General features: G+C 71.3%; 3 protein-coding genes. 2 read left to right on the top strand and 1 reads right to left on the bottom strand.

Annotated features, from left to right (window positions below; genetic code table 11):
• A partial coding sequence (locus GH736_RS20050) for a M23 family metallopeptidase (protein ID WP_203230875.1) occupies positions 1-762 on the top strand: 762 nt, incomplete at its 5' end.
• A gap of 218 nt (positions 763-980) precedes the next feature.
• Entirely contained in the window at positions 981-1883 is a 903-nt protein-coding gene (locus GH736_RS25810) for an endonuclease domain-containing protein (protein WP_407922379.1), read from the top strand.
• Between the two features lie 178 nt (positions 1884-2061).
• Here GH736_RS25810 and GH736_RS20040 read toward each other — a convergent pair.
• Positions 2062-3082, bottom strand: a 1021-nt coding sequence (locus tag GH736_RS20040) for an alpha-amylase family glycosyl hydrolase (protein WP_235934533.1), incomplete at its 5' end; no start/stop codon positions are given.

Here is a 3082-nt window from a genome sequence, read left to right as displayed (position 1 = left end):
GCGATGCGTCGACCGCCGCGCGCCGCGGCATCCGGCCCCGCATCTGCACGGAACCCGCGCGGTGGTCGACGCATCGCGAGCGTCGTGGCGATGAGCTTCGTGGCGATGCTCGCCGTCGCGACGACGATCCCGTCGTTGTCGCTGCTCTCGCCCGCCGACGTGCAGGCGATGGCGCTCGCGAGCGCGAACGGCGGCGACCGTGGCGGGCAGAGCGTGACGATCGACGGCAATGTCGTCGCGCAGACCGTCGAGCGCGAGGGCTACGAGCACCAGACCATCCAGGAGTACGCGCAGGCCGCGGGCATCCGCGCCGAGGCGGACTTCACCAACAATCCGGCGGGCACGATCCAGTGGCCGTTCGCGGTCGGCGTGCACATCGGCGACCACTTCGGCTACCGCAACTGCGCCGGGTGCTCGTCGGACCACGGCGGCCAGGACTTCAACCCGGGCATCGGAGCCGAGATCCAGGCGATCGCCGACGGCACCGTCGCCGTGTCGACCGACGAGGGCGGATCGCTCGGCGTCGTCATGATGATCGACCACATCATCGACGGCGAACTCGTGACGAGCGTCTACGCCCACATGATCGAGGGGTCGCGGCGCTTCGAGGTCGGCGACACGGTGCACGTCGCCGACGTCATCGGCAAGACGGGCAACACCGGCATGTCGACCGGTCCTCACCTGCACTTCGAGATCCGCCTCGGCGGCGTCGACGGCACCAAGGTCGATCCGCTCGAGTGGCTCTACGCCAACACGAACTGACGCGTCCGCGCCCCCGAACCGCGGCAGCGGCTCCGGCAGCCCTGCCGAACGCATGAGAATCCGGTCGATGCCTCCCTGTGACGGTGCATCCGCTCAATTCTCATGCGTTTTCGAGCCGTGCTCCGCAACTGCCGCGTCTCTCCACAGATCGCAGCCCGGCGCCCTGCTCGAGCCGAGGGGGCGGCACACTCGACTCCGTGGATTCGGTGAGGCGAGTGATGCGCGAGCACGGTGGCGTCGTTGCACGAGCGGCATTGGAGTCAGTCGGATGCAGGTCGGCAGACGTCGACCGGGCAATTCGACGCGGTGACGTCTTCCGCGTCCGGAACGGCTGGTATGCGACGCACGACGCACCCGCCGATGTGGTGCGGGCCGTGCGGGTCGGCGGAATGGCGACCGCAGCGACGGTCGCACGCGTGCGCGGCCTGTGGGTCGCCGACGATCCACGTCTTCACGTGCGAGTCCGGTACTCGACCGGACGACTCTTCGCGCCGCACGACCGTAGTCAGCCGCTCGATCGAGTCCGCGACCGCGTCTGCGTGCACTACAGCCGCCGAGGACCCTTCGACCGGGCAGTCGATCCACTCACGGTCGCCCTCGCCGAGATGTTCGCGTGCACGGATGTCGCGCGGGCGATCGCTTCGGTCGATTCAGCGCTGGAAACGGGGAACCTGTCGCTGCAGCACCTCGACCTCATCCGGGCCTGGATGCCGCCGTCGAGACGCGTCATGCTCGACCGAGCGGATGCCGATGCCCAGTCGGGGATCGAAACTGCTGTTCGCCTGTTCCTGCGGTCGCGGAGGATCCGGCACCGGCTGCAGGTTGCCATCGACGGGGTCGGCCGCGTGGACATTCTGGTCGGCGACCGGCTCGTCATCGAGGTCGACGGTCGAACGTTCCACACCGGCACCGCGTTCGACGAGGATCGGCGGCGTGACTTCGAACTCGTGACGCGCGGGTACCTCGTCCTCCGACTCAGCTACCGGCAGGTCGTCCACGACTGGGAGCGGACGCGTGCAGGCATCCTCGCCCTGGTGGACCGGAATGAGCATCTCTGGTCCGGGCACGGCCCGTACGCGGCGATTCCGACGAGGGCGGTGCGCGTCGAGGAAAACGCATGAGATTCCGCCCGATACGCCGCTCTGGGCGGTCAAACGACGGATTCTCATGCGTTTCCGCGCGGCGGACCGAAGCGGGCGCGACGGGATGCCGCGAGGGCGGACTGGTCGGGCCAGCGGATGTCGCGGCGGCGAGCGGATGCCGCGGCGCGGGGCCGCGGCATCCGCTCGTTCGCCGGGGCTAGGCGCGGAGCCAGGCCGTCGTGTCGTGGGGGAGCGACCGGCCGTCGAGCGGGCCGCTCGCGAGCAGCACGTCACCGGCGGGGAGTTGCACGGGCTCGGAGCCCGTGTTCGCCACCACGACGACGTCGCCGTTGCGCAGCGCGACCGCGGTCGCGGGGAAGCCGGGCAGCCACTCCACCGATCCGGCGCCGAGGTCGTGCTCGCGGCGCAGGCGCAGCGCGTCCTGGTACAGCGTGAGCGTCGATTCGGGCACCCCGCGCTGGCGGTCGCGGGCGAGCTCCGCCCACTGCGTCGGCTGGGGGAGCCACGGGTCGCCGTCGGGGCCGAAGCCGTAGGCGTGCGCGTCGGCCTCCCACGGGATCGGCACGCGGCATCCGTCACGGCCGTAGCGCTCGCCGTTCGTGCGGAACCACGTCGGGTCCTGACGGGCGTCGTCGGGCAGGTCGATGACCTCGGGCAGGCCGAGCTCCTCGCCCTGGTAGAGGTACGAGGAGCCGGGGAGCGCGAGCATGAGCGCCGTGGCGGCGCGGGCGCGGCGGAGGCCGGTGGCGTACTCGGGCAGGCCCTTCGAGCGCGGACCGAGGCCGTGGCCCTGCGGGTTCGCCTCGGTGACCGAGAGGCGCGTCGCGTGCCGCACCACGTCGTGGTTGGAGAGCACCCACGTCGAGGGCGCGCCCACCGCGCCGAAGGCGGCGAGCGAGGCGTCGATGACGGTACGCAGCGCGGCCGCGTCGAACGGGGTCTCGAGGTAGGCGAAGTTGAACGCCTGGTGCATCTCGTCGGGGCGCACCCACTTGGCCACGCGGGGCAGCGGGTCGACCCACGCCTCGGCAGCGAGGATACGCTCGCCCGGGTACTCGTCGAGGACCTTGCGCCAGTCACGGTAGATCTCGTGCACGCCGTCTTGGCCCCAGTAGGGCGCGCCGTCGCCGGTGGCGTCGCTGATCGCGGGCTCCAGGGTGACGCCGGATGCCGCGGCCGCAGCCGCTCCGGAAGACGCACCGCCGGACGCGCCGGCG

It is taken from the genome of Agromyces humi, assembly GCF_009720255.1.
Lineage (GTDB): Bacteria > Actinomycetota > Actinomycetes > Actinomycetales > Microbacteriaceae > Agromyces > Agromyces humi.
The sequence above is the reverse complement of the archived record's forward strand: the minus strand, read 5'-3'. Positions and strand labels throughout refer to the sequence as shown.

Bases quoted from the DNA above. Each gene is read 5' to 3' on its own strand.
- GH736_RS25810 (WP_407922379.1), top strand. From the start codon at position 981: ATGCGCGAGCACGGTGGCGTCGTTGCACGAGCGGCATTGGAGTCAGTC.